Consider the following 24,725-nt stretch of genomic DNA (forward strand, 5'->3'; position numbering starts at 1 on the left):
CGTGCCGCGAGAAAGCAGGCAAACAGAACCCGGCATAGCCGGGTTCTGTGTGTGTCCAGATAATTGAAAATCCTTTTTATCCGAAAGCACCATGGGTCTCAATCTTTATCTGTGCAGACTTTGACAAGCCCATCAATTTCTAAGGTAATAGCCTGTTTTTCATGCAGAAATCAGTAAAGTGACGCCTGGGGCCATACCCACCACAGACTCACACCGGCACCGATCACCGCCACCAGGATCAACAGACCCCAACGGGACAATTCGGGGCGCTTGCGCAGGATCCACTCAAGGAGTGGCAGCAACCAGACCGGCAGCAGCACCAAGAGCGGCACTTCCACGTATTGCCAGGCCAGCATCTGCACGAAGGCGAGCGCCAGCCCCAGGGCGGCCGGGGCCACCTTGACCCCCGCAAAGGCGCCGAGCAGGGCACGGAACCCGGCGAAGGCGGCCAGGGCGCCCGCCAGCTGGGCGATCAGCAGGCTGCCGTCGATGCCGATGACCAGCGCCAGCCAGATGAAGGCGAGGGCGAAGCCGAGCCCCTCCTCGCTGTCACCGCGCCAGCTCGTCCAGCCGTACCAGGCGACGGCGGGCAGAAGGGCCAGCCAGATGCGCGGCTCTGTGGCGAGCACCGAGGCCAGCCCCTGCCACCACACCAGGGCGCCGAGCAGGGCGAACAGCACCAGGGCGACCCCCTTGCCGACCTGTTGTGCCAGGGCGGGCACCAGCAGGCACAGCGGCAACCACTGCCACGCCTTGACCGGCAGGCCATAGGCACCGCCCAGCAGGCAGCCCACCAGCCAGAGCGCCAGGGCGCCCCCCGGATACCCCAGCCGTGGCCAGCGCCACGACAGCAAGGCGGCCCCCAAGGGGGCCGCCAGGGTTTGCAGCAGGAGTGCCGCGCCCATTACTTGCGCACGCCTTCGACGAACAGGCTGATGTTCATCTCGTCCGGGATGTTCGGCACCATGTAGTTCACGCCAAAGTCGCTGCGCTTGATGGTGGTGGTGGCGTTGAAGCCGCTGCGGTAACCACCCCAGGGATCCTTGCCTTCGCCGATGTGGACCAGATCGAAGGCCACTTCCTTGGCGACGCCGTGCAGGTTCAGGGTGCCCTTGAGCACGCCCTTCTCCTTGGTGCCTTCATAGCCGGTGCTGACGAAGGTCATCTTGGGGTACTGCTTCACGTCCAGGAAGTCGGGGCTGCGCAGGTGCTTGTCGCGGGCCTCGTGGTTGGAGTCCACGCTGGCGGCGTCGATCTCGAAGCTCGCCTTGGCCGCCGCCGGGTTGGCGTCGTCCATGCTGAAGGTGCCGCTGAAGGTGTTGAACCGGCCGACTAGTTCGGAGAAGCCGAGGTGGCCCACCTTGAACTGGACTGTGGTGTGGGCCGCGTCGACATCGTAATCGGCCGCCATCAGGGGAGCCGCCATAAACAGGCAGGAGGCCAGCAGGGCCTTGGTCATTTTCATTCCGATCGTTCCTTCATTGGGGGTTCACATCTGTGTCCAAAATGCTAACCTCCTCGTAGCAATAGATAATCATCGATTTATTAAAATAATTATCAACTGAGAGTGGAATATGGATCAGATAGCCGCCATGCGCACCTTCATCAAGGTGGTGGAGTGCCAGAGCTTTACCAAGGCCGCCCACCAGCTCGGGATCTCGGTCGCCATGACGTCCAAGCTGATGCAGCAGCTCGAGGAGTCGCTGTCGACCCGGCTGCTGTCGCGCACCACCCGCCAGGTCAACCCCACAGAGGCGGGCCAGTTCTACTACCAGCGTTCCCTGGCCCTGCTGGCGGAGCTCGAGGAGACCCACAGCCAGCTCACCCACAACAACCAGCAGCCCCAGGGCACCCTCAAGCTCTCGGTGCCCATGGATTTCGGCTACCTGCACCTCTCCCCCGCCCTGCCGCTGTTTCGCGAGCGCTACCCGGACTTGAAGCTCGAGATTGAGTACAGCGACCGGCGGGTGGCCCTGGTGGAGGAGGGGTTCGATCTGGCCCTGCGCATCGGCAACCTGCCGGACTCCTCCCTGGTGGCCAAGCCGCTCGCCATGATGAAGATGGTGGTGTGCGCCAGCCCCGACTACCTGGCCCGCCGGGGCACCCCCAGGACCCCGGAGGATCTCAAGCAGCACGACTGCCTCATCTACACCCTGACCCAGCCGGACTGGGTCTTCAAACGGGATGGGGAGCAACAGAGCATTCGCCCCCAGGGGCCCCTTCGCGCCAACAACGGGGTGGCCCTGACCCGGGCCGCCTGCGACCACCAGGGCATCATACTGCAGCCCACCTTCATCGTCGGTGACGCGCTGCGCTCGGGGGCGCTGGTGCCCCTGCTGCCGGAGTGGGAGAAGGGGCAGGTGGGGCTCTACGCCCTCTATCCGCACCGCCGCTTCGTCTCGGCCAAGGTGCGCTGCTTCATCGAGTTCGTGCAGGAGCGCTACCTGGCGCCCCACTACTGGGACAGGGAGACCTGAGCCCGGGCTCAGGGAGTGGGCATCAGCTCGGCCACCAACAGGAGTTCGGTCATCGTCAGCTGCCAGCGCGGCAGGCGCTGGCGCAAGGCGGCGAGCTCGGCCTCTCCCAGCGCATAGGGCAGGGTGATGTGCAGGCAGTGGCAGTCGAGCATGGCTGCCAGTTGCAGGATCAGGGCGAGGTTCGCCTCGTCGCTCTTGTGCCTGTTGATGCGCTTGCCGAGCTCGTGGCGAAAATGGGTCTCGGGATCCTGGGTCATCGCCTGCCAGCCGTAGCCAAAGAGCGGGATGAAGGCGCTGACGATGCCGAGGGCGGTGAGGGGCCGCTTGGGAGGGTGATAGAGGGCGTTGAGATCCAGCAGGATGGGGCTTTGATGAGGCTCACGACTGCCGGATAAAATAGTATTGCTCATTGGATTACCCTGTTGATTCCTCTAGACTTCGCCGCATCTTTGACCCGACATGCCAACGAGGTGCTGATGCTAAGCGATATCGAGATCTCCCGCCAGTCCCCCCGCCTGCCCATCGCCGAGGTGGCAGCACAGCTCGGCATAGCGGCCGCCCATCTCCACCCCCACGGCCGTTACAAGGGCAAACTCGACCTCGCGCTGCTCCATCACGCCCCCGCCCGCGAGCCCGGCAAGCTGGTGCTGGTGAGCGCCATCACCCCGACCCCCCTCGGGGAGGGCAAGACGGTCACCACGATCGGCCTCTCCATGGGGCTCCACCACATCGGCCAGTCCGGCATCGCCACCATACGCCAGCCGAGCCTCGGCCCCGTGTTCGGGGTCAAGGGAGGAGCCGCCGGGGGTGGCATGGCCCAGGTGGTGCCGATGGAGGAGATGAACCTCCACCTCACCGGGGATTTTCACGCCCTCACCGCCGCCCACAACCTGGCCGCAGCCGCCCTCGATGCCCGCCTGTTCCACGAGCAGAAACTCGGGGAGGCGTTCACCCCCAACACCGGGCTGGCGCGCCTGGATATCGACCCGGCCAACATCCTCTGGCCGCGCGCCCTGGACATGAATGACAGGGCCCTGCGCCACCTCACCCTCGGTCAGGGGGGCGTCGCCAACGGTGTCGAGCGCCCCGATCGCTTCGTCATCACCGCCGCCTCCGAGCTGATGGCCATTCTGGCCCTGGCGAGCGATCTCAAGGACTTGCGCGCGCGCATCGGCCGCATCCAGCTCGCCCTCGACCTTCGCGGCCAACCCGTGACCGCCGAGCAGCTGGAAGTGGCGGGGGCCATGACGGTGCTGCTCAAAGACGCCCTGCAACCCACCCTGATGCAGACCACGGAGCAGACCCCGGTGCTGGTCCACGCCGGCCCCTTTGCCAACATCGCCCACGGCAACTCCTCCGTCATCGCCGATCGCATGGCCCTGGACCTGGCCGACTATGTGGTGACCGAGGCGGGGTTCGGCTCCGACATGGGGCTGGAGAAGTTCTTCAACATCAAGTATCGCCAGTCCGGCCTCGCCCCCGCCTGCGTGGTGCTGGTGGCCACGGTGCGCGGCCTCAAGGCCAACAGCGGCCTGCTCGACATCCGCCCGGGCCAGTGCCTGCCAGCCAGCCTGCTGGGGGAAGATCTGCCCACCCTGAAAGCGGGCTGCGCCAACCTCGCCTGGCACATCCAGAACGCCCGCCGCTACGGGGTGCCCGTGGTGGTGGCCATCAACCGCTTCCCGAGCGACAGCGACGCCGAGCTGGCCCTGCTGGCAGAGGAGGCGCGCCGCGCCGGGGCCTGCGACGTCGCCCTCTCCCAGGCCTTCACCCAAGGAGGGGCGGGCGCCGCGGATCTGGCCCGCGCCGTGGTGACGGCCTGCGAGCAGCCGAGTGAGGTCAGGCTGCTCTACCCCGACGAGGCGAGCCTCGCCGCCAAGCTCGCCACCCTGGTGGAGTGCGGTTACGGCGGGCGCGGCGTGCAACTGTCGGACAAGGCGCGCCGGCAGCTGGCCAGTCTCTCGGCCGATGGCTGGGATCACCTGCCGGTCTGCGTGGCCAAGACGCCGCTGTCCATCAGCCATGACCCCGCCCTCAAGGGCGTGCCGACGGACTTCGAGGTGCCCGTCGAGGAGGTGCGGCTCTGCGCCGGCGCCGGCTTCGTCTATGCCCTGGCGGGCCCCGTCATGACCATGCCGGGCCTGGGCAGCCTGCCGGCCTACCGTCATATCGATATCGACGACGACGGTGAGATAGTCGGATTGAGCTAAATGATCGGATAAACAGTCTGGCGCCGGCCGATTACGCTGCACTAATCGACCCTACGATCAACAAACCAGCCAGAAACGACAAGGCCCCGCCAATTGGCGGGGCCTTCTGTTATCTGCCGAACAAGGCTTACAGGGTAAAACGCTGGGTCATATGGTGCAGCGAGGTGGCCAGCTTGCTCAGCTCGACGCAGGCCTGGGCGGTCTGCTGTGCCCCCAGGGCGTTCTCGTCGGCGGCGGCATGAATATTGACGATGCTGCGGTTGAGCTCCTCGGTGACCGCATTCTGCTGTTCGGTGGCGGTGGCGATCAGGGTGTTCATGTCGGTGATCTGGGTGACGGCACCGTTGATGCTGTCGATGCTGCCCCCGCCTCCCGGGCCAGCTCGACGCTTTCCTGCATCTGCTGGCGGCTCAGCTGCATGGCGTTGCCCGCCTCGGCGGTGCGCTCCTGCAGCACCTCGATCATCTTGCTGATCTCGGCGGTGGACGCCTGGGTGCGCTGGGCCAGACTGCGCACCTCGTCCGCGACGACCGCAAAGCCGCGCCCCTGCTCGCCAGCCCGGGCCGCCTCGATGGCCGCGTTGAGGGCCAGCAGATTGGTCTGCTCGGCGATGCCGCGAATGACGTCAAGCACCATGCTGATGCTGGCGCTGTCGGTCTCCAGTTGCTGCACCACGGCCCCCGCCTGCTCTATCTGGCGGGAGACCTGCTCTATGCTGCCAATGGCGCCACGCACCACCTCGTTGCCCTGGGCCGAGGTACGGGAAGCCTGCTTGGCCGCGCCCATGGCGTCCGTGGTGTTGCGGGCCACCTCATTGACAGTGGACTGCATCTCGTTCATGGCGGTGGCCACCTGGGAGACCTCGCTCTGCTGGCTGGCCATGCCCTTGGCGGACTGCTCGGAGATGGCGCTCACCTCCTCCACCGCGCTGCTGAGCTGGCTCACCGAACCCGCGATCTCGCTCACCAGGCTAGCCAGCGCCTCCTGCATCCGGTCGATGGCCGAGCCCAGCTGACCCAGCTCGTCGCGGTTGAAGCGGTTGCCACGGATCCACTCCTGCAGCTCCCCCTTGCCGAGATCGCCGCTCGCGATGCGCTGGGCCTGGCGGGCCAGCATGATGAGCGGGTCGCGGATCTGGCGGGTCAGTACCACGGAGAGGGCGATCACCAGCGCCAGGCCGATGATCAGGGCCAGGGTGACGCTCAGCTTGGCGCTGTCGAAGGCGGCGACCACCTCGGCACGGGAGCTGACGGAGTAGCCGTGATTGATGCGGATGAGATCCCCCACCGACTTGCTCAGGTTGGTGTAGAGGGTCACCCCCTCGGCCATGAAGAGGTGCTGGGCCTCGGCCATCTGGCCTGCGTCCTGCATCTGACGGATGCGCTGGTGCAGGGCGACGTACTTCTCCCAGTCCGCCTTGACGATGTCGAAGGTGCGCCGCTCCTCCAGATCTTCCGCCCAGATGGTGGCATCGTGGGCCGCTATCTGCTGCGCGGCGTCCCGCAGGCTCTTCTCGCTCTCGTCGCGATAGCGGGCCTTCTGCTGGGGATCGTCCGCCACCAGGAAGACATCCAGCTCGTAGCGGCGCAGGGCATTGATGGTCTCGCCCAGGGTGCTGGTGCGCACGACCGCGGGCAGGATGCTGTCGGTGAAGCCGATGGCGGCCCGGTTCATCTTGCTGAATTCAAACAGCGAGGCCCCGCCGATAAAGGCCATCATCAGGCCGAGGACGGCAAAGCCGGCGGTAAGTTTCTTGCCTATTGTCATGGTGTTCATGGCATGTCCTGCATGGGGAAAACAAGGGGCATTGGTCGGCGTCGGCCCAAGGGCGCGAGCACCATCACCGCCATCCGTAGCAGTACATCGGGTCTCATCCGTGTCGGTGTACACCAGGGCAACGCCATGCGCTGGCACCGCTGTTGCACCGTGGGATGAGGGCGCCGCACGGCACTGAAAAACCGGCCATCCGGCGACACGGAGAGCCATATCGGCCGGCATTGCCCGGGCTTTAGGATTTTTTCAGAAAAAAGGGGCTGGCGGGGCATGCCGGAGCATGCCCCCTGTTGCTAACCCTTCAGGCCGCCGAGAAACTCGGCGCGGGTATCGGGCTGGGTCTTGAAGACGCCGCCCAGGGAGGTGGTGGTGGTGTAGGAGGTGGAGTCCATCACGCCACGGGCCTTCACGCAAAAATGGGTCGCCTTGATGCTGATGGCCACATCCTGGGTGCCGAGCAGGGTCTGCAGCGCCAGCAGGATCTGCTGGGTGAGCCGCTCCTGCACCTGGGGACGGCGGGCGAAGAACTGCACGATGCGGTTGATCTTCGACAGGCCAATCACCTTGCCGCGGGGGATGTAGGCCACGTGGGCAAAGCCGTCTATGGTGACGAAGTGGTGTTCGCAGGTGCTGGTGAGGCTGATGTCCCGCACCATGATCATCTCGTCCACCTTCATCTTGTTCTCGATCACCGTCACCTTGGGGAAGGTGGCATAGTCGAGGCCGGAGAAGATCTCGTTCACGTACATCTTGGCAATGCGGTGCGGCGTCTCGGCCAGACTGTCGTCGGCCAGATCCAGCCCCAGCGTCTCCATGATGGCGCGCATATGACCTTCGATTTTTTCCTTCTTCTGCTGGCCGTTCAATGCATTGGCCACCAGAGGTGTCTCGAGGCCCTGGGCCTCGAGCGCCGCCCTGACCAACAGGGCTTCCTGGCTTAAGCTCGTCATCTTGTTTCTCTCCCACGCTCAGGGACTGTGCTGGCCTGCGACATGGTGCCGCGGCGCAATCTTACAGGGCGATTATTGTCATAATTCCGGCTAACTCAAGTCCGGCACCCGACTTTATGTCAAACCGCCCCGTTTTGCTCTCTATCCACCTCCCCGTTCGGGGACATACGCTGAACCCGGACCCGCCCCCACCTGGTGGTGCGAGAGGACTGCCGCCCCACACCCGGGGGCCAGCCCCCATTCCCGCACCTTCGGCCTGCCCATTCGGGCGGATTTTTGGGATAATCCGCCCCCTACACACCAGAGAGGTCATGATGATGGGATTCGATATCGGTGCACTCCTCCCCTTGGACAAGGCCCTGCAAGGGATGCTGGAACAACTCAGCTGCTGCTGCGAGACGGAGCGGTTGCCCCTGCCCCAGGCGCTGGATCGGATCCTGGCCGAGGAGATCAGCTCCCCCCTGTCGGTGCCCCCTTTCGACAACGCCGCCATGGACGGCTATGCGGTGCGCTTGGCGGATCTCGCCGCCGGGGCGCCGCTTCCCGTGGCGGGCAAGGCCTTCGCGGGCCAGCCCTATCAGGGGGAATGGCCTGCCGGCCACTGCATCCGCATCATGACCGGGGCCCCGGTGCCCGCGGGCACGGAGGCTGTGGTCATGCAGGAAGAAACGCAGGCGAACGACAACGGGATCACTTTTCTGACTCATCCCGTGCCTGGCCAGAATATCCGCCGCCGCGGCGAGGACCTGGCGCAGGGGGCCAGAGTGCTCGCCAGCGGCCTGCGCCTGAGCCCCCGGGAGCTGCCGCTGCTGGCGTCCCTCGGCATCGCGAGCGTCTCGGTGCGCCGCCCCCTGAAGGTGGCCATCTTCAGCACGGGGGACGAGCTCAAGCCCCTGGGTACCCCGCTCCGGCACGGGGACATCTACGACTCCAACCGTTACGGGGTCAAGGCCATGCTGAGCCGCATGGGCATAGACTGCCTGGACCTTGGCATCATCCCGGACGATCCGGCCGCCCTGCGCGCCGCCTTCTTGCAGGCCGATCGCGAGGCCGATGCCCTGATCACCACGGGCGGTGTCTCGGTGGGCGAGGCGGACTTCACCAAGCAGCTGCTCGAGGAGCTCGGTGAAATCGGCTTCTGGAAGCTCGCCATCAAGCCGGGCAAGCCCTTTGCCTTTGGCCGCCTGCCCCATGCCTGGTTCTTCGGCCTGCCGGGCAACCCGGTCTCCGCCATGGTCACCTTCGATCAGCTGGTGCAGCCGGCGCTGGCCAGGCTGGCCGGCCAGCAGTTCGAGCGCCCGCTTTCTCTCAAGGCCACAGTCACCGAGCCGCTCAAGAAGAGCCCGGGGCGCCTGGACTTCCAGCGCGGCATATTGAGCGCGGGCCCGCACGGCCTCGAGGTGCGCAGCACCGGCTCCCAGGACTCCGGGGTCTTCAGCTCCCTGTCCCGGGCCAACTGCTACATCGTCCTCGAGCAGGAACGGGGCAAGGTGGCCGCCGGCGAGACGGTGACCGTCGAACCCTTCTCGGGGCTGCTGCTGTGAGCGAGATCCTGAGCGACGCCGAACTCCTGCGCTACAACCGCCAGATCATCCTGAAATCCTTCGACTTCGAGGGGCAGGAGGCGCTCAAGCAGGCCCGGGTGCTGGTGATAGGCGCCGGGGGCCTGGGCTGCGCCGCCAGCCAATATCTGGCGGTGGCCGGGGTCGGCCACCTCACCCTGGTGGATTTCGATCGGGTGGAGCTCTCCAATCTGCAGCGCCAGGTGCTGCACAGCGACGAGCGCATCGGCCACTACAAGGTGGACTCCGCCGCCAAGACGCTGCGGGCCCTCAATCCCTGGCTCGAGGTGGAAACCCACGCCGCCGTCGCCGACGAGGCGCTGCTCGACGCCCTGCTGCCGCGCCACCAGCTGGTGCTCGACTGCACCGACAACGTCGCCATCCGCAACCTGCTCAACCGGCGTGCCCGCGCGCATCGGGTGCCCCTGGTGTCCGGCGCCGCCATCCGGCTGGAGGGGCAGCTGTGCAGCTTCACCTGGCAGGAGGATGAACCCTGCTACGCCTGCCTGAGCGCCCTCTTTGGCGATCAGGCGCTCACCTGCGTCGAGGCCGGGGTGCTGGCTCCCGTGGTGGGGCTGGTGGGCAGCCTGCAGGCCCTCGAAGCCATCAAGCTGCTGGCCGGCATGGGCAAGAGCTACAGCGGCTGCCTGCTGATGATCGACGGCCTCCAGGGCGGTTTCCGGGAGATGAAGCTCCCCAAGCGCCCCGACTGCCCGGTCTGCTCCAAGCCCTGATAGGCGCCCACAAAAAAGCCGAACCCCGGGGTTCGGCTTTTTTGCATCGCAGTGTCGACATGGCCCTAGAAGATCCCCTTCGCCTTGACCTTCTTCATGTTCGCCACCTGGCTCGAGAGATCCTCGATCAGTGGCTCGGCACCCGGCTCATTCCCTCCAACCTGCCGGCCCGGCTGGCTGGCCAGCCGCTGGATCAGCAGATGCTGCTCGCGGATGAGCCTGGATTGCTCCTCCAGCTGGCGGGAGAACTGCTGGATGCTGCCGGCCAGGGGCGCCAGATCCGGCTCCGCCGCCGCGGAAGGCAGCTTGCCCGCGATGGCTTCCGCCAGCAGATCGTGATCGAGCGGGGCCGGCAGCCCCTGCTTCAGCTCGTCCCAGAGCCCGGCAGGCTGCTGCTCGCCGATGCGGCTCACTATCTCGTCCACCAGATCAGTCTGGGATAGGCCACCTTGTGACTGTCCCAGACGCTGGACTATCTCGTCCACCAGGTGGACCTGGGAGGCGGCGGTCTGGGGCTGCCCCAGGCGCTGGACTATCTCCTCCACCAGGGAGGCCGAGTCCCCCTGCTCGAGCCGGGGGGCCAGCCTGGCCACTATCTCGTCGATCAGGGTGTCGGTCATGGCGGGGATCGCCCCCTCCCCCAGATCGAAGCCGCAACCGGCGAAGACGTGGCGCAGGGTCGCGAGGTTCACCTGCTCCGGGCCGAAGGCGTTGGCCATCCCCTTGCACAGGCTGGGGGCCAGCACATAGAGGAACATGCCGGAGAGGTAGATGTCCTTGTGAAAACGGCTCTTGGAGAAGTCAAACTCCTCCACATCGTCCTGGATCTTGCGCGCCCGCTGATACCAGCTTTGCAAGATCCCGGCCGCGTAGCGATCAGACTCCAGCGCACCCGGATCCATGAAGATGGAGAAGGTCATGCGCTTGAGTTGACTACTCATCGCCGACCCCGGCCATCACCGGCGCTTCCCGGTACACTTCTTCCTCTTCCGTGGTGTAGAGGCAGATCTCCCGCGCCAGGGCGGACTGGGCGTCGTCCAGCAGCTCCACCCTGTCACCCAGGGTCGGGTAGGCGGCCTTGATGGCATCAAAGATCAGCGACGCCCCGCCGCCGACCAGATAGACCCGGTTCGGGTTCTTGGCGAACTTCTTCGCCTCGTGGGCCACCTGGGAGCCCAGCTCGTCGATCTTGTTCTGCATCTTCTCGAGGATCTTGGGGATCTGGCTCTCGTCGTTGACCACGTCCCGCACGAAGCTCATGTCGTGGCGACGCTTGATGAACTCGTTGGCCACCAGATAGCTGGAGTCGCTGTCCGCCGCCGCCAGCGCCTTGCGGGTCGCGTCGGTCACCATGGAGACGCCGATCTCGTTGTTGCCATAGACGTCGGAGACGTCGTCAAACTCGCCGACGATGATCCCCATGTCCAGGGTGGTGCCGCCGCAGTCGATCACCAGCGTCTTGGTGAACTCGTTGCAGCCGGATCCGATCAGGCGGGAGAGGGCGGCAGGCAGGCTCTCCGGCATCACCTCCACGCTGACGATGTTGAACAGCTCACCCTTGTTGAGGCTGATGGCCCGCATCAGGTTGCGGCGCTTCTTCTCGATCTTCTCCTCGTTGCGCTGGCAGTCGTCCGGGTTGTAGAACTCGGTGATGGGCAGGGTGACCGTGATGGCCACGTCACAGGGGGTGACCCCGGTCTGCAGCAGGGCATGGTGCACGGAGAGCAGGTTGAGATCGTCGTACTGGTACTCCACGTGGGTGGTGGCCAGGGACTTGTCGGAGGTGGCGTCGTAGGTGTACTTGGTATTGCCTATCTCGTAGTTGTAGATCTTCTTGTCCTTGCGTAAGGCGGCACTCTTCCAATCCTTGCGAAAGGAGTTGGGGGAGATGATGGTCTTGAGCACCTTGTTGTCGATCCAGCTCACCTTGACGTTGGTCGAACCATCGTCGATGGCCATTTTCATTACTTCAGACATGAGGAAATACCTGTTGATAGCGCAAAATGGGTCCGATTGCCTTGCCTTGTGCCAGTGGCAAGGCGATCGGACCAATCCATACACGGGTGATAAGCCTAAGGGGCGACAAGTTTAATGAGTTTCTAAAATCCGGTGAAGCAAATGATTGAACCCGGCGGGATCTTCCGCCGGCCAAGCGTGATGACCCTCGGGAGTGTGGATGCTGGCGTTGGGCAGAGAGGCGAACTGCTCCACCCGCCGCGCCAGGGGCAGATAGTCGTGGCTGGTGGAGACGATGGCCACCGGCTGCCAGATGGTGCCGAGACGGGCGCGCACCGACCAGCCAGGCAGCGCCTCCAGCAGCGCCTTGTAGGTTTTCTTCTTGTTACGCACGAAGCGCAGCCGGAAGGTGTGGCGCACCTGGGCGAGCTCGGGACCGGGAAAGAGTTCCCGCCCAAGCCACCAGGCGAGCGGCCGCATGCCGAACCAGCGCAGCCACTTGAGGCGCATGGCGTAGCGCTCCTGCTCCTTGGGGGTCTCCAGCAGGAATTCGCTGAAGCCGTTGACCAGCACCAGCCCCTGCACCTTGTGCGGCAGTCGCAGCGTCAGCTCCAGCGCCACCATGGCCCCCAAGGAGAGCCCCACCACCCAGGCGGGCTCGGCCTGCTCGTCGAGCCAGCGGGCCACGTCCGCCGCCAGGGTGGGCACGTCGAAGGGCCCCTCCTGCAGGCTCTGGCCGTGACCACGCAAGTCCAGCGCCACCACCCGGTAGTGCTCGCTGAAGTGCTCTATCTGGGCCTGCCAGTCGAGACTGGAGGAGCCCAGCCCGTGCAGCAGCACCAGCAGGGGCCCCTCCCCCGCGCTGCGCAGGGCCAATCCATGGGATTTCATTACCTGGTTGCGACGCACCCGTCCTCTCCCTTTTCTTTCGATAGCCGCCTGCCCGTACCGGCCTCAGCCTTCCCCCACCAGGCTCACCGCCTTGACGTAGGCATAGAGCCGCTGCCCGGGCGCCAGATCCAGGCGCCTGGCGGATCGGCTGGTGATCCGGGCCAGCAGTATCTGCTGCCCCAGGGCCAACTGCAACAGGGTTTGCCCCGGCCGCACCTCCCGCGCCCCCAGCAGCCGGGTCTCCAGGCAGTTGGAGAGGCTGGAGTGCTCGATGGGCGCCGTGGCGATCACCAGGTCCCGCGCCGCCACCTTGATCTGCAGGGGGCCCGCCTCGTCGGGGGCATGCTCCATGGTCACCATCAGGATCTGCTCCCCGAGCCGCAGGGTCGCCATCTGTTCGCGCTCGTCATAGTGGGCCAGGGTCGCCGAGAGCATGACCCCGACGTCGTCGCGACTTGCCAGAGACAGGTCGGTACGGGCGAAGATCTCTTCGGGGGAGCCCTGGGCCTCCACCCGGCCATCCGCCAGCAGCACCAGCCGATCGCAGAGCAGGCTCACCTCCTCCATGGCATGGCTGACGAAGATCATGGGGATGCCGCTCTCCTGCTGCAACCCCTTGAGCACGTGGGCCTGATGGATGCGGCTGCGCCTGTCCAGCGCCGAGAAGGGCTCGTCCAGCAGCAGCAGATCGGGTTCCGCCAACAGGGCGCGGCCCAGGGCCACCCGCTGACGCTGACCGCCGGAGAGGCCATGAGCGGGCTGCTCCAGCAGCTCGGCAAAGCCGAGCCGCATCGCCAGCGCCTCCGGTTGCCAGCGCCCCCTGCCCTTGCTGGCCGCCAGTTGCAGGTTGCCGAGCACGCTCAGATGGGGGAAGAGGCGGGCGTCCTGAAACACCAGCCCGATGCGGCGCGCCTCGGGTTGCAGGGCCGCGAGCTCGCGCCCGCGCCAGCACAGGGCGTCCGAGGAGGCCCGATCCAGCCCGGCGAGGATGCGCAGCAGGGTGCTCTTGCCACAGCCAGAGGGGCCGAACAGACCGAGGATGCGGCAGGGGGGCAGCGACAGCTCGCACGCCAGGGTGAAGGGGCCGAAGGAGCGACGAACGGAGATCTCCAGCGTCATCCGAACAGCCTCCGTTGCCGGCGCTGCAGCACGCCGTAGACCAGCACCAGCATCACCAGGGAGAAGCCCATCAGGCCGCCCGCCAGCAGGTGGGCGCTGCGATAGTCCATCGTCTCCACGTGATCAAAGAGGGCGATGGAGAGCACCTGGGTCTCGCCAGGGATGTTGCCCCCTATCATCAGCACCACGCCGAACTCCCCCAGGGTGTGGGCAAAACCCAGGGCCGCCGCCATCACGAAGCTGGGCAGCGTCATCGGCAGGATGATGCGAAAGAAGCGCTCGATGGGCCCCAGCCCCAGGGTGGCGGCGGCCTCGATCTCCTTGCTGCCCATGTTGACGAAGGCGGAGGTGAGGGGCTGCACCACGAAGGGGAGCGAGTAGATGACGGAGGCGATGAGCAGGCCGAGGAAGCTGAAGGCGAGCGGGGTCCCGAAGGTCTGCCGCCACCAGGTGCCGATGCCGTATTCGGGGGAGAACGCGATCAGCAGGTAGAAGCCGAGCACGGTCGGCGGCAGCACCAGGGGGAGCGCCACCAGGGCCTCCACCACGGGACGCAGTCGGTGCTGGCTGCGAGACAGCCACCAGGCGAGCGGCGGCGACAGCAGCAGCAGGATGCCGGTGGTGCTGGCGGCCAGCTTCAGGGTGAGCCAGATCGCCAGCAGATCCCCCTCACTCATCGCCCGCCTCCCGGATACCGACTGACAGGCATAGGAGGCCTCTCAGCACACGGGCCATCACTGCGGCAGGGCATAACCCGCGGCCTTGATCTGCGCCTGCCCAGGCCCCTTGAGCCAGGCCACCAGGGCGTCCACCGCCTCCCCTTTCTTCAGGACCAGGCCCTGCTGCTCGATGGCTGGATGGAACTGGCTCGGCACCACCCAGGCTTCGCCTGTCTTGCCCGCCTCCACCAGGTTGGCCCAGGCGACGAAGCCGAGCTTCGCATTGCCGGTGTCGACGAACTGCCAAGTCTGGCCGATGTTGGTGCCGGTCAGCAGACGGTACTGCCTGGGATCGATCTTGAGGTGTTCCAGGGTCGCCATGGCGGCGGCGCCATAGGGGGCAGTCTTGGGGTTCGCGATGGCCAGCTCCCCCTCCCAGTGGCGCAGGCTTGCCTCGTCGGGGGCCGGTCCCCCCTTCTGCCACAGGCCCAGTTGGCCGATGGCGTAGGTGAAACGCTCGCTCCCCTTGCCTTCGGCTTCCAGTTTCTGAGGGGTCGCCACGTCGGCGGAGAGGAAGAGATCGAAGGGGGCACCGTGGCTGATCTGGGTATAGAGCACGCCGGTGGCTGCCGAGCTGATGACGACGCCGTGGCCGGTCTTGGCGGTGAACGCCTTGCCGATGCGCTCCATGGTGCCCTTGAAGTTGGCCGCCACGGCCACCTTGACCTCGTCGGCCTGCACGGCGGTGGCGCAAGCACTCAGCAACACCACGGATAACAGCTTCTTCATTCCCTTACTCCTGTTGAAACCTGTGCCGGTTTGCAGCCCTGTCGCGGGGGGCCCGGCGGATTCACACCCCTTGTTGCCAGCGGGCGGTGGCGGCGTCGTCGCTCGCTTTGGCCTCGACCCAGCGTTGTACCCCGTCGGCGGTCAGCTCTTTTTTCCAGAACGGCGCCCGGGTCTTCAAAAAATCCATGATGAAGTGGCAGGCCTCGAAGGCCGCCTCGCGGTGGGCGCTGCTCACCGCCACCAGCACGATCTGATCCCCGAGCAGCAGCTCGCCGATACGGTGGATCAGGGTGCACTCCTGCAGCGGCCAGCGCGCTCGCGCCTCCTGCACGATGGCGGCCAGCGCCTTCTCGGTCATGCCGGGGTAGTGCTCGAGGGCCAGCCCCTTCACGTGCTCCCCCTGATTGAAGTCGCGTACCTTGCCGACAAAGCTGACCACGGCGCCGCTGTCGGGGCGGGTGGCGAGACGCCCGTACTCCTCGGCCAGCGAAAAGTCCGCCCGCTGTACCAGAATGCGATCCACGGTCATTATCTTGCTCATCCTTAACCTCCGGTCACCGGCGGGAAGAAGGCCACCTCGTCCCCGTCTTTGAGGGGGGTGTCGAGGGGCACCAGGGTCTGGTTCACCGCCACCAGCAGCTTGCCCGCTTCCAGCGCCAGCGCCCACTTGTCACCCCGCTCGCTCAAGGCGGCGCGAAGGGCATCGGCACTGGCATACTCGCAGCACAGGCTGAGCTCGTCGCAGCCGACCAGCTCCCTGACTTGCGCAAAAAACAGTACCTTGATCATGCGTTCTCTCCTGCATTTGCATCCAGCTGGAAATGACCGGACTTGCCGCCCTTCTTCTCCACCAGCCGGACCTGCTCGATCACCATGTCCTTTTGCACCGCCTTGCACATGTCGTAGATGGTCAGCGCCGCCACCGACGCCGCGGTCAGCGCCTCCATCTCCACCCCCGTCTTGCCGGAGAGCTTGCACAGGGTGCGAATGTGGATCCTATTGTGCTCGGGCTGGGCCTGGATCTCTACCTCCACCCGGGTCAGGGCCAGGGGGTGGCAGAGGGGGATGAGATCGGCGGTCTTCTTGGCCGCCATGATGCCGGCGATGCGGGCGGTGGCGAAGACGTCGCCCTTGTGGTGCCGGCCACTCAGGATGAGCGCCAGGGTGTCGGGCGCCATGCGCACGAAGGCCTCGGCGCGGGCCTCCCGTTCGCTCACCTGCTTGTCGGTGACATCCACCATGTGGGCTTCACCGCTCTGGTTGAGATGAGTCAGGTTGGGTTGAGTCTGCCTGGGATCGGTCGGGTTCATGGCTGCCCCTCACAGATGGGCGACGAAGTTGCACGGCCTGGTGCGGGCGTCGAGCTGATCCCGGATCAGCTGCTCCCACCCGAGGCGGCAGGCGCCGGTCGAGCCAGGCAGGCAGCAGATCAGGGTGCGATTGGCGAGCCCCGCCAGCGCGCGGCTCTGCATGGCCGAGCCCTTGATCTCGGCAAACGAGAGCTGGCGGAACATCTCGCCAAAACCCTGCACGGTGCGCTCGAACAGCACGCCGACCGCCTCGGGCACCCGGTTCTGCTCGTTGAAGCCGGTGCCACCGTTGATGAGCACCACCTGTACCCCTTCATCGGCGATCCAGTCGCTCACCTGGGCCCGGATGCGAAACAGGTTGTCGGGGCAGAGTGCCCGGTCGGCCAGCACGTGGCCGCTCTCGGTCAGGGCGGACACCAGGTAGTCCCCCGAGCTGTCATCGGCGGCGCTGCGGCTGTCGGAGACCGTCAGTACGGCAATCTTGAGAGGGATGAATTCGCTGTGTTTGGGGGCCATGGGGCAATTCCTGTCAATCATTGACCACGAGAGAATGGGATGAAGGCGCCGCCTGGCCTGGTCGAGGATGCAGGACGACACGCTACCGGGCGGGATTCTATCAAAAGTTGTCTGGCAGAGGGGGGGAAAATCACAGGCCACCGGATCGGCGGGATCCGGTGGCCTGGGTATCAGAAGCCTGGCACGCCTTTCATGTCAGGCAGTTGGTGCGCAATCCCCTTGTGGCAGTCGATGCAGGTGCTCTGACCGCTTGCCAGGTTGGTGGAGTGCATCTGGGCCGCTCGCCGCCCTTGCAGGGAGAAGTCCATGTACTCGAAGTTGTGACAGTTGCGGCACTCGCGCGAATCCGTGTCCTTCATCCGCTTCCACTCCCGCTCCGCCATCTCGCGGCGGTGGGATTCAAACTTCTCGCGGGTGTCCACCTTGCCGGTGATCATGCCCCACAGCTCCTTGGAGGCCTGCACCTTGCGGATGATCTTGTAGGTCCACTCGTGGGGCACGTGGCAATCCGGGCAGCTGGCCCGCACGCCGGAGCGGTTGGCATAGTGGATGGTGTCGCGGTACTCCACGAACACGTTGTCCTTCATCTCGTGACAACCGGTGCAGAAGGCCTCGGTGTTGGACGCCTCCATGGCAGTGTTGAAACCACCCCAGAAGATGACGCCGCCGAAGAAGCCCATCAGCAGGATGACCCAGAGAGCCGCCCTGGACGGTGACTTGAAGGTGGTCCACAGACGCTGGACAAAGCCGGGTAATTTCATCTATGGCTCCTCAGTTCAGTGCTTCGTTCACTGGTGTGTTGAAGGTGGTCCAGACACTGGGGACAAGGCTGAGTGATGTCATCGGTAAACTCCTTAGTTCAGTGCTTCGACCGGTTTGAAGGTGTTCTCCACCAGCGGCTTGGCGTCCGCCTGCGGCACGTGGCACTGCAGGCAGAAGTAGCGGCGGGGAGAGACTTCACCCAGGGTCTGACCGTCGCGGGTCTCGAAGTGAGTGGGGCTTATCTTGGGCGCCTTCATCTTGCTGGCGTTCTTGAAGCTGTGGCAGGCCAGGCACTTGTTGACCTTGTTGTCCACCTCGTAGTTGCGGGTGTCGTGGGGGATCAGCGGGGGCTGATGCATGTACTGGCGATCATAGATGTCGCCGTCCTTGCGGTAGTTCTTGAGCGGGGCCGCGTCGGCCTCGGTCACCAGATCCGTGCTCCCCCGCTCCGACTTGATCCCCCCCGTGCTGTTGGTGATCTCGGGGACGGCCGCCATCAAGGAACCCGCCATCAGGCAGGCCAGCATTGCTCCAATCAGCTTCTTCATTATTTGTTCTCCGACGTTTTCTCTGCCTTGACGGCAAAACCTGTAGTGATTTCGAAAACTTGCTCCGCGCAGACATCGATGCAACGGCCGCAGTTGGTGCACTCCTGAGCCGCAATCAAGGGCCCGTGACCTCGTTTGGCCCCGTGAACCGGGCCGCGCAGTATGGGGCGCTCCGGGCAGACCGCATAACAATCCATGCAGTTGCTGCACCGCTCGCGCCCATTGGCTGCAATCTTGACGAACCCCACCCGGTTGACCAGGGCATAGAAGGCCCCCACCGGACAGAGATGACCACACCAGCCCCGCTCCACCACGAAGAGGTCGAACAGGAACAGGGCCGCCAGCAGACCCCAGCCCGCCCCCATGCCGAACAGCAGGCCGCGCAGGCTGAGCGACACCGGGTTGACCAGCTCCCACACCAGCACGCCTGTGATGGCCGGGGCCACCAGCACCATGGCCAGCAGCCAGTAGCGGGTGTGGCGGTTGAACTGGCCGTTGCCCTTGAGACCGAGCCGGGCCCGAGCCCAGGCGGCGGCATCCGTGACCAGGTTGACCGGGCAGACCCAGGAGCAGAACACCCGCCCCCCCACCAGCCAGTAACCCGCGAGTACCAGCCCGGCCCCGAGCCACAGGGTGGGGATGGGCCAATGGCCCGCCGCCACCGACTGCAGCAGGGTCAGGGGATCCGTGAGGGGCACCGTCTCCAGCAGCAGCGAGCTGGAGAGGTTGCCCTTGAGGATCCAGATGCCCGCCAGCGGTCCCAGCAGGAAGAGCGAGAGCACGCCGAACTGGCAGAGCCGGCGCAGCAGCAGGAAGCGATGCGACCGCCACCAGCCCAGCCGCGCCCGGGCTTCGGCCCCCGGATAACGACTCATAGCCCCTCCGGTTTGCGGGTCGGCAGGGTGAGGCGCTCACCGATGAGGGACTTGCCCGCCTTGGCCTTCTCTTCCCAGCCGAGCCGGTAGTGATGGCCCAGCTCCCCCTTGGCGAGCCCGCGAGGCACCACCTTGATGGCCGCCTCCTCCAGCACGCAGGCGTGCTCGCACTTGCCGCAGCCGGTGCAGGCCTCGCTGTGCACGGTCGGCAGGAACATGGCGTGCTTGCCGGTGCGCGGGTTGCGTACCAGTTCGAGCGAGATCGCCTTGTCGATGAGCGGGCAGACCCGGTAGCAGACGTCGCAGCGCAGCCCCAGGTAGTTGAGGCAGGTCTCGTGGTCGATGAGCACCGCCACCCCCATCCGCGCCTGATCGATGTCCGTCATCCCCTGATCCAGGGCTCCGCTCGGGCAGGCTGCCACGCAGGGGATGTCGTCACACATCTCGCAGGGGACGCTGCGCGCCTCGAAGTAGGGGGTGCCCGTGGTCACGGGGGTCAGCAACCGGGCAAGCTTGAGGGTGTCATAGGGGCAGGCCTCCACGCAGAGCCCGCAGCGCACGCAGGCGCCGAGGAAATCCGCTTCGTCGAGGGCCGCCGGCGGGCGCAGCGCCTGGGCGGGCACCGCCTGGGCCTGCTGACGCGCCACCGTGCCCAGACCCGCCCCGAGGAGGCCCACGCTGCAGGCCCCCTTGGCGAGGTCGGCCAGGAACTGGCGACGGCTGCGACTCATCCCCCCAGCCCCGCCTTAGGCCTTCATGACCTTGACGGCGCACTTCTTGTAATCCGTCTCCTTGGAGAGCGGATCCGTCGCGTCCAGGGTCAGCTTGTTGACCAGCTGGCTCGCGTCGAAGAAGGGCATGAACACCAGTCCCTTGGGCGGACGGTTGCGACCGCGGGTCTCGACCCGGGTCTTCACCTCGCCACGGCGGGAGGCGACGATCACCTCTTCGCCACGGCGCACACCACGGGCCTTGGCATCTTCCGGGTGCATGAAGAGCACCGCATCCGGGAAGGCGCGATAGAGCTCGGGCACCCGGCGGGTCATGGTGCCGGTGTGCCAGTGCTCCAGCACGCGGCCGGTGGAGAGCCAGAGATCATACTCCTTGTCCGGCGACTCGGCGGCAGGCTCGTAGGGCAGCGCGAAGATCACCGCCTTGCCGTCGGGCTTGCCGTAGAAACGCACCCCCTCGCCCGCCTTCACATAGGGGTCGAACCCTTCGCGATAGCGCCACAGGGTCTCCTTGCCGTCCACCACGGGCCAGCGCAGGCCGCGGGCCTCGTGATACTGATCGAAGGGTGCCAGATCGTGGCCGTGGCCGCGACCGAAGGTGGCGTACTCCTCAAACAGCCCCTTCTGGACGTAGAAGCCGAAGTGCTCGGCCTCGTCGTTGAGCGCCCCCTTGCTCTGCGCTTTCGGGAACTGGTCGACCTGGCCGTTGGCGTAGAGCACCTCGAACAGGGTCTTGCCCTTCACTTCCGGCATCTTGGCAATCAACTCAGCCGGCCACACCTCTTCCACGGTGAAGCGCTTGGAGAACTCCATCAGCTGCCACAGGTCGGACTTGGCCCCTTCCGGTGCCTTGACCTGCTGGTGCCAGAACTGGGTGCGGCGCTCGGCGTTGCCGTAGGCCCCCTCTTTTTCCACCCACATGGCGGTGGGCAGGATGAGGTCGGCCGCCTGGGCGGTCACGGTCGGGTAAGGGTCGGACACCACGATGAAGTTGGCCGGGTTGCGATAGCCGGGCAGCCCCTCCTCGTTCATGTTCGGGCCGGCCTGCATGTTGTTGTTGCACATCACCCAGTAGGCGTTGAGCTTGCCGTCTTTCAGCATGCGGTTCTGCAGCACGGCGTGGTAGCCCACCTGCTCGGGGATGGTGCCTTCCGGCAGCTTCCAGATCTTCTCGGCGATGGCGCGGTGTTTGGGATCCGTCACCACCATGTCGGCGGGCAGGCGGTGGGCGAAGGTGCCCACCTCACGGGCGGTGCCGCAGGCGGAGGGCTGGCCGGTCAGGGAGAAGGGACCGGAGCCCGGCTGGGAGATCTTGCCGGTCAGCAGGTGGATGTTGTAGCAGAGGTTGTTGGCCCAGACGCCGCGGGTGTGCTGGTTGAACCCCATGGTCCAGTAGGAGACTACCTTCTTGCTCGGGTCGGCATAGAGCTGGGCCAGCTTCTCGAGCTTGTCCTTGGGCACGCCGGAGAGCTTGGAAACGGACTCCAGATCGTAATCCGCCACGAATTTCGCGAAGTCGTCGAAGCTCATCGGGGTGGAGTCGCCGTTGTCCGGGTTCTTGGCCTTCTGCTGCAGCGGGTTGGTGGGACGCAGGCCGTAGCCGATGTCCGTGGTCCCCTTGCGGAACTGGGTGTGCTTGTTGACGAACTCCCAGTTCACCTTGTCGTTCTGGATGATGTAGTTGGCGATGTAGTTGAGGATCGCGAGATCGGTCTGCGGGGTGAACACCATGCCGTTGTCCGCCAGCTCGAAGCTGCGGTGCTCGAAGGTGGAGAGCACGTGCACCTGCACATCCTGGTGGGACAGACGGCGATCGGAGATGCGTGACCAGAGGATGGGGTGCATCTCGGCCATGTTGGAGCCCCAGAGCACGAAGGCGTCGGCCTGCTCGATGTCGTCGTAGCAGCCCATGGGTTCGTCCATGCCGAAGGTGCGCATGAAGCCGACCACGGCCGAGGCCATGCAGTGACGGGCGTTGGGGTCCAGGTTGTTGGAGCGCAGGCCCGCCTTCATCAGCTTGGCGGCGGCATAGCCTTCCCAGACGGTCCACTGGCCGGAGCCGAACATGCCGACGGCGGTCGGGCCCTTCTCTTTCAGGGTCGCCTTGAACTTCTCGGCCATGATGTCGAAGGCCTGATCCCAGCTGATGGGGGCGAAGTCGCCGTTCTTGTCAAACTTGCCGTTGGTCATGCGCAGCATGGGCTGGGTCAGGCGATCCTCGCCATACATGATCTTGGACAGGAAGTAGCCCTTGATGCAGTTGAGGCCGCGGTTCACCGGCGCATCGGGATCGCCCTGGGTCGCGACGACACGGCCTCCTTGGGAGCCCACCAGCACGGAGCAGCCGGTCCCGCAGAAGCGGCACGGCGCCTTGTCCCAGGTGATGGCTGTCTTGTCGGTACTGGTGATCAGGTTCGCCGCCAGGGTGGGGGCACTGACACCGGCCACGGCAGCGGCTGCCGCCACCGCATTGGCCTTCATAAAGTCGCGTCGACTCAGCTTCATGACATATCCTCGCATTGCTTAATCACATCAATGACAGCCATTGTGACGAGCCGCGCTGGCTCAGCTCCATGGCGCTTTTATTGCTTTCATCGGCCTCGTGAACCTTGCAGCCCCGGCCTCATGGCTCTCTATTCCCTGCCCTCGGCGTCGGCTTCATCGAACTGGTGGTAGATGAGGGAGGCAGAGAGCACCCCCTGCATCCCATTGATGGCATCGATGGCCGCCATGATGGGACGCTGGCTCGGCCCCTCCAGGGTGACCACCAGCTTGCCCTCCTCGCTGACGGCGTGGATCTCGGCCCCCTCCAGGGTCGCGATCTCCTCGGCAAGCTGGTGACGCCGGGAGGGCTGGGCCAGCACCACCAGGCTGGATACGTGGAACTCTTCTCGCTTCATCTCGCTGCTTTCCAACTGGCTCGTCTCTTGTGTCATCTCGGTCCCCCGTCGTGAGGGAGACCCATCCTGATACTGCCGACCGGGCAATCCGCCACGCAGGCACCGCAGCCGTTGCACGACTCGGTATGGACGCTGGGGGTCGGCACTCGCCCCAGCTGGGGGGAAAAACGGATGGCCTGCTGCTCGCAGCTGTCCTGGCAACGCTGGCAGAAGACCTGGGCACTGGCCAGGCAACCGGCCCCGATATGAGCCACATACTCCCAGGGAGTCTGGGTCGTCGGTCGGAACACCGGCGCCTGGCAGACGTCGACGCACTCGCCGCAGAAGGTGCATTCGCCACGCAGAAAGTCGACCGTGGGAAAGCCGCCGTCCCCCTTCACCAGGATCTGCTCCGGACAAGCGGCCAGACAGTCGCCGCAGCGGGTGCAGTCGGCCACGAACTCGTCCCAGGAGACGGACCAGGGCAGTTGTACCCCGGGCTTGGGAGTACTCAGGCGTCCTCGAAACAGGCCGCGGCGTGACAGATTGATCCCATCGGCCATATCGACTCCTCTTCACAGGGGGAGAACCCCTGCGCGGATCCCGTGACTGGCATTTTTAATACCAATTATAAGCGTGGGTGTATATTGCGACTCTCACAAGTCCAGTGATATACCACCTGGGGGATAAACAGGGGGGATTCTTGCGCTGGATCAAACCCTTGGCGCAATTAGGCAAGACAGGGGCAAGGCAAATTACCCCTATGTGAGGATTGCTAATTAATCGCTGGCCATTTGGGCCTGGCGATCGGGGTCAGCCGCCGATGGAGGCCAGGTGGGGGGTCATGCCCGCATTGCCGTCGTGCAGGCGGTGGGTGGCGGCCTTGCCGGTCAGCGCCTGGCGGATCCGCCACTGCAGCGCCTCCTGCTGGTCGTCGGCCGTCAGCAGATCCCGCAACTCCACCCCGTTGTCACCAAAGAGGCACAGGTGCAGCTTGCCCACGGAGGAGACCCGCAGCCGGTTGCAGCCGGCGCAGAAGTCCTTGCTGTAGGGCATGATGAGCCCCACTCCCCCCATTGACTCAGGATGCATAAACACCTGCGCCGGACCGTCGTCCGGGCCGCGCAGCTGCTGTACCCAGCCCGTCTCCAGCAAGCGCTGCTTGATGAGATCCCCGCTGGTGTGGTGGTCGCGAAACAGGGTGTCCATCTCGCCGGTCTGCATCAGCTCGATGAATCGCAGCTCGATGGGTTTGTCCCGGATCCAGGCCAGGAAGGCATCCAGCTGGTGGTCGTTGAGCCCCTTGAGCAAGACCGCATTGATCTTGACCGACTTGAAGCCGGCGGCCAGGGCAGCGTCTATCCCCGCCATCACCTCCGCCAGCTTGTTCTCGCCGGTGATCTGGTGAAACTGGCGGGGGTCCAGGCTGTCGACGCTGACGTTGAGGGCGGTCAGCCCCGCATCGAACCACTCCCGGGCCCGCTCCTTCAGGCGGTAGCCGTTGGTGGTCATGGCCACCTTCTCGATGCCGGGCGTACTGGCGACCGTCTCTATGATGGCGGTGAAGTCGCGGCGCAGGGAGGGCTCGCCACCGGTCAGACGCACCTTGCGCGTCCCCATGGCGGCAAAGCCGGAGACGACGCGGCGGATCTCCTCCAGGGAGAGAAAGGACTTGCGCGCCTCCGAGGGGCGATAGCCGTCCGGCAGGCAGTAGGTACAACGAAAATTGCACACGTCGGTGACCGACAGGCGCAAATAGTAAAAGCGACGGGAAAAACCATCTTCAAGTGGCAACATAAACACCTTTCCAAATACGGGAGGCCAGGGCATTTCTTTCCTGACCCTTTCAGCTCGAACATCGGCTGACGGCGATCTCCCCCTATCTCAATGACTTAGGCAAAACCGCTCGGAGTTCATCTAGTTTTTCGATGCTAGCACAACTTGGAGTACACTCCCATGCTACTTTGTGGGGTCTTTATCGGTG

Annotated in this window: 26 protein-coding genes, 1 pseudogene and 1 riboswitch; of the genes and pseudogenes, 4 read left to right on the top strand and 23 right to left on the bottom strand. The window is 65.2% G+C overall.

From position 1 onward, the window contains the following. Positions 1-170: 170 nt before the first annotated feature. Complete coding sequence (locus AB5Y72_RS01800) at positions 171-905, bottom strand: hypothetical protein (protein ID WP_216989920.1); 735 nt, start codon at positions 903-905, stop codon at positions 171-173. Then, complete coding sequence (locus AB5Y72_RS01805) at positions 905-1,465, bottom strand: YceI family protein (RefSeq protein ID WP_368198494.1); 561 nt, start codon at positions 1,463-1,465, stop codon at positions 905-907. The genes AB5Y72_RS01800 and AB5Y72_RS01805 overlap by 1 nt, the downstream gene beginning before the upstream one ends. Before the next feature lie 109 nt (positions 1,466-1,574). Between AB5Y72_RS01805 and AB5Y72_RS01810 the strand changes: the two genes are divergently transcribed. Then, the gene (locus tag AB5Y72_RS01810; protein WP_216989919.1) at positions 1,575-2,477 is read left to right on the top strand and encodes a LysR family transcriptional regulator; all 903 of its coding nucleotides are present in this window, start codon (positions 1,575-1,577) and stop codon (positions 2,475-2,477) included. Positions 2,478-2,485: 8 nt separating this feature from the next. On the opposite strand, the gene AB5Y72_RS01815 is transcribed toward AB5Y72_RS01810, so the two are convergent. After that, on the bottom strand, positions 2,486-2,887 hold the full coding sequence (locus AB5Y72_RS01815; protein ID WP_216989918.1) for a hypothetical protein: 402 nt from the start codon (positions 2,885-2,887) through the stop codon (positions 2,486-2,488). 66 nt (positions 2,888-2,953) lie between these two features. Between AB5Y72_RS01815 and AB5Y72_RS01820 the strand changes: the two genes are divergently transcribed. After that, on the top strand, positions 2,954-4,687 hold the full coding sequence (locus AB5Y72_RS01820; protein ID WP_368198496.1) for a formate--tetrahydrofolate ligase: 1,734 nt from the start codon (positions 2,954-2,956) through the stop codon (positions 4,685-4,687). Positions 4,688-4,814: 127 nt separating this feature from the next. On the opposite strand, the pseudogene AB5Y72_RS01825 reads toward AB5Y72_RS01820, so the two are convergent. Together AB5Y72_RS01825 and folE are read right to left on the bottom strand one after the other, a co-directional pair. Beyond that, positions 4,815-6,463, bottom strand: a pseudogene (locus AB5Y72_RS01825) (methyl-accepting chemotaxis protein). Between the two features lie 290 nt (positions 6,464-6,753). Continuing rightward, a complete protein-coding gene (folE, locus tag AB5Y72_RS01830; RefSeq protein ID WP_042077431.1) occupies positions 6,754-7,410 on the bottom strand; it encodes a GTP cyclohydrolase I FolE in 657 nt (218 codons plus the stop codon). A gap of 317 nt (positions 7,411-7,727) precedes the next feature. On the opposite strand from folE, the gene moeA reads away from it, so the two are divergent. Both moeA and moeB read left to right on the top strand, forming a co-directional pair. Beyond that, positions 7,728-8,954, top strand: a complete 1,227-nt coding sequence (gene moeA / locus AB5Y72_RS01835) for a molybdopterin molybdotransferase MoeA (RefSeq protein WP_368198523.1) — start codon at positions 7,728-7,730, stop codon at positions 8,952-8,954. Further along, positions 8,951-9,706: a molybdopterin-synthase adenylyltransferase MoeB gene (gene moeB / locus AB5Y72_RS01840; RefSeq protein WP_368198498.1), complete on the top strand. Its 756-nt coding sequence runs from the start codon at positions 8,951-8,953 to the stop codon at positions 9,704-9,706. Before moeA ends, moeB begins: the two co-directional genes overlap by 4 nt. Positions 9,707-9,771: 65 nt before the next feature. On the opposite strand, the gene AB5Y72_RS01845 is transcribed toward moeB, so the two are convergent. The 18 genes from AB5Y72_RS01845 to moaA all read right to left on the bottom strand — a co-directional run bounded on the left by AB5Y72_RS01845 (position 9,772) and on the right by moaA (position 24,538). Continuing rightward, positions 9,772-10,647 (bottom strand): hypothetical protein, encoded by an 876-nt coding sequence (locus tag AB5Y72_RS01845; RefSeq protein ID WP_368198499.1) that lies wholly within the window; start codon positions 10,645-10,647, stop codon positions 9,772-9,774. Continuing rightward, positions 10,640-11,683 (bottom strand): plasmid segregation protein ParM domain-containing protein, encoded by a 1,044-nt coding sequence (parM, locus tag AB5Y72_RS01850; RefSeq protein ID WP_245195958.1) that lies wholly within the window; start codon positions 11,681-11,683, stop codon positions 10,640-10,642. The genes AB5Y72_RS01845 and parM overlap by 8 nt, the downstream gene beginning before the upstream one ends. A gap of 111 nt (positions 11,684-11,794) precedes the next feature. After that, complete coding sequence (locus tag AB5Y72_RS01855; protein WP_368198501.1) at positions 11,795-12,571, bottom strand: alpha/beta fold hydrolase; 777 nt, start codon at positions 12,569-12,571, stop codon at positions 11,795-11,797. A gap of 45 nt (positions 12,572-12,616) precedes the next feature. Further along, positions 12,617-13,672 carry a molybdenum ABC transporter ATP-binding protein gene (gene modC / locus AB5Y72_RS01860; protein WP_368198503.1) on the bottom strand — a complete coding sequence of 352 codons (1,056 nt, stop codon included), beginning with the start codon at positions 13,670-13,672 and terminating at the stop codon, positions 12,617-12,619. Beyond that, on the bottom strand, positions 13,669-14,349 hold the full coding sequence (modB, locus tag AB5Y72_RS01865) for a molybdate ABC transporter permease subunit (RefSeq protein ID WP_368198505.1): 681 nt from the start codon (positions 14,347-14,349) through the stop codon (positions 13,669-13,671). Before modB ends, modC begins: the two co-directional genes overlap by 4 nt. Before the next feature lie 57 nt (positions 14,350-14,406). Continuing rightward, the gene (modA, locus tag AB5Y72_RS01870; RefSeq protein WP_042077421.1) at positions 14,407-15,120 is read right to left on the bottom strand and encodes a molybdate ABC transporter substrate-binding protein; all 714 of its coding nucleotides are present in this window, start codon (positions 15,118-15,120) and stop codon (positions 14,407-14,409) included. 61 nt (positions 15,121-15,181) lie between these two features. Further along, positions 15,182-15,661, bottom strand: a complete 480-nt coding sequence (moaE, locus tag AB5Y72_RS01875; protein WP_368198507.1) for a molybdopterin synthase catalytic subunit MoaE — start codon at positions 15,659-15,661, stop codon at positions 15,182-15,184. A 2-nt stretch (positions 15,662-15,663) separates the two neighbouring features. After that, positions 15,664-15,909, bottom strand: a complete 246-nt coding sequence (gene moaD, locus AB5Y72_RS01880) for a molybdopterin synthase sulfur carrier subunit (RefSeq protein ID WP_216989909.1) — start codon at positions 15,907-15,909, stop codon at positions 15,664-15,666. Next, positions 15,906-16,430 (bottom strand): cyclic pyranopterin monophosphate synthase MoaC, encoded by a 525-nt coding sequence (gene moaC, locus AB5Y72_RS01885; protein WP_042077415.1) that lies wholly within the window; start codon positions 16,428-16,430, stop codon positions 15,906-15,908. The genes moaD and moaC overlap by 4 nt, the downstream gene beginning before the upstream one ends. Before the next feature lie 9 nt (positions 16,431-16,439). Continuing rightward, entirely contained in the window at positions 16,440-16,946 is a 507-nt protein-coding gene (gene moaB / locus AB5Y72_RS01890) for a molybdenum cofactor biosynthesis protein B (protein WP_209793565.1), read from the bottom strand. Positions 16,947-17,116: 170 nt separating this feature from the next. Beyond that, positions 17,117-17,707 (bottom strand): cytochrome c3 family protein, encoded by a 591-nt coding sequence (locus AB5Y72_RS01895; protein ID WP_219143939.1) that lies wholly within the window; start codon positions 17,705-17,707, stop codon positions 17,117-17,119. Between the two features lie 93 nt (positions 17,708-17,800). Further along, positions 17,801-18,256 carry a nitrate reductase cytochrome c-type subunit gene (locus tag AB5Y72_RS01900; RefSeq protein WP_042077409.1) on the bottom strand — a complete coding sequence of 152 codons (456 nt, stop codon included), beginning with the start codon at positions 18,254-18,256 and terminating at the stop codon, positions 17,801-17,803. Continuing rightward, positions 18,256-19,131, bottom strand: a complete 876-nt coding sequence (gene napH, locus AB5Y72_RS01905) for a quinol dehydrogenase ferredoxin subunit NapH (protein WP_368198510.1) — start codon at positions 19,129-19,131, stop codon at positions 18,256-18,258. The genes AB5Y72_RS01900 and napH overlap by 1 nt, the downstream gene beginning before the upstream one ends. After that, entirely contained in the window at positions 19,128-19,862 is a 735-nt protein-coding gene (gene napG, locus AB5Y72_RS01910) for a ferredoxin-type protein NapG (RefSeq protein WP_219143938.1), read from the bottom strand. Before napG ends, napH begins: the two co-directional genes overlap by 4 nt. A 15-nt stretch (positions 19,863-19,877) precedes the next feature. Next, a complete protein-coding gene (gene napA, locus AB5Y72_RS01915; protein WP_042077403.1) occupies positions 19,878-22,367 on the bottom strand; it encodes a nitrate reductase catalytic subunit NapA in 2,490 nt (829 codons plus the stop codon). A 128-nt stretch (positions 22,368-22,495) separates the two neighbouring features. Then, positions 22,496-22,798 (bottom strand): chaperone NapD, encoded by a 303-nt coding sequence (locus AB5Y72_RS01920; RefSeq protein ID WP_042077401.1) that lies wholly within the window; start codon positions 22,796-22,798, stop codon positions 22,496-22,498. Beyond that, positions 22,795-23,304, bottom strand: a complete 510-nt coding sequence (gene napF / locus AB5Y72_RS01925; protein WP_209793561.1) for a ferredoxin-type protein NapF — start codon at positions 23,302-23,304, stop codon at positions 22,795-22,797. Before napF ends, AB5Y72_RS01920 begins: the two co-directional genes overlap by 4 nt. A 250-nt stretch (positions 23,305-23,554) precedes the next feature. Beyond that, entirely contained in the window at positions 23,555-24,538 is a 984-nt protein-coding gene (gene moaA / locus AB5Y72_RS01930) for a GTP 3',8-cyclase MoaA (RefSeq protein WP_209793560.1), read from the bottom strand. Next, positions 24,526-24,665: riboswitch (molybdenum cofactor riboswitch) on the bottom strand. It overlaps the preceding gene by 13 nt. Positions 24,666-24,725 lie beyond the last annotated feature (60 nt).

It is taken from the genome of Aeromonas sp. R7-4, assembly GCF_040908055.1.
Lineage (GTDB): Bacteria > Pseudomonadota > Gammaproteobacteria > Enterobacterales > Aeromonadaceae > Aeromonas > Aeromonas sanarellii.